The organism is Mesorhizobium sp. M1227 (assembly GCF_040318315.1).
In the GTDB taxonomy this organism is placed as follows: Bacteria; Pseudomonadota; Alphaproteobacteria; order Rhizobiales; family Rhizobiaceae; genus Mesorhizobium.
Genome location: NZ_JAMYLZ010000101.1, coordinates 1 through 1,177, shown reverse-complemented (window position 1 = coordinate 1,177; position 1,177 = coordinate 1). Strand labels below are relative to the sequence as shown.

Below are 1,177 nucleotides of genomic sequence, written 5' to 3'. Positions count from 1 at the left end.
ATTACTCTGTGATGGTGACGACGATGCCGGCACCGACGGTGCGGCCGCCTTCACGGATGGCGAAGCGCAGCTTCTCTTCCATGGCGATCGGCACGATCAGCTCGACATCGACGGTGATGTTGTCGCCCGGCATCACCATCTCGGTGCCTTCCGGCAGCGACACGATGCCGGTCACGTCCGTCGTGCGGAAATAGAACTGCGGACGGTAGTTGGTGAAGAACGGCGTGTGGCGGCCGCCCTCGTCCTTGGTCAGGATGTAGGCTTCGGCAACGAACTTCTTGTGCGGCTTGACGGTGCCGGGCTTGGCCAGGACCTGGCCGCGCTCGACGCCCTCACGGTCGACACCGCGCAGCAGCGCGCCGATGTTGTCGCCGGCCTGGCCCTGGTCGAGCAGCTTGCGGAACATCTCGACGCCCGTGCAGGTCGTCTTGGTGGTCGGACGGATGCCGACGATCTCCAGCTCCTCGCCGACCTTGACGACGCCGCGCTCGACGCGGCCGGTCACCACCGTGCCACGGCCCGAGATCGAGAACACGTCCTCGATCGGCATCAGGAACGGCTTGTCGAGCGGACGAACCGGCGTCGGGATGTAGGCATCGACCGCAGCCATCAGTTCGCGGATGGCGTCCTCGCCGATCTTCTTGTCGCTGTCTTCAAGGGCGGCAAGCGCCGAACCCTTGACGATCGGAATGTCGTCGCCGGGGAACTCGTTCTTGGTCAAAAGCTCGCGCACCTCGAGCTCGACCAGCTCGAGCAGCTCGGCGTCGTCGACCTGGTCGACCTTATTCAAGAACACCACGATCGAGGGCACGCCGACCTGGCGGGCGAGCAGGATGTGCTCGCGCGTCTGCGGCATCGGGCCGTCGGCGGCCGACACCACCAGGATCGCGCCGTCCATCTGCGCAGCACCGGTGATCATGTTCTTGACATAGTCGGCGTGGCCGGGGCAGTCGACATGGGCATAGTGGCGGTTGGCGGTTTCGTATTCGACGTGCGCCGTCGAAATGGTGATGCCGCGCGCCTTCTCTTCGGGCGCCGCATCGATCTGGTCGTAGCGCTTGTATTCGCCAAAATACTTGGTGATCGCCGCCGTCAGCGACGTCTTGCCATGGTCGACGTGACCAATCGTGCCAATGTTCACATGAGGCTTAGTGCGCTCGAATTTACCTTTTGCCAT

At 63.7% G+C, this 1,177-nt stretch carries 1 protein-coding gene; it reads right to left on the bottom strand.

Annotated elements, in window-relative coordinates:
- Window position 1: 1 nt before the first annotated feature.
- The gene (tuf, locus tag NKH28_RS34275; RefSeq protein WP_352614181.1) at window positions 2-1,177 is read right to left on the bottom strand and encodes an elongation factor Tu; all 1,176 of its coding nucleotides are present in this window, start codon (window positions 1,175-1,177) and stop codon (window positions 2-4) included.

Excerpts from the sequence above, each read along its gene's own strand:
- tuf (WP_352614181.1), bottom strand. The coding sequence starts at position 1,177 with ATGGCAAAAGGTAAATTCGAGCGCACTAAGCCTCATGTGAACATTGGC.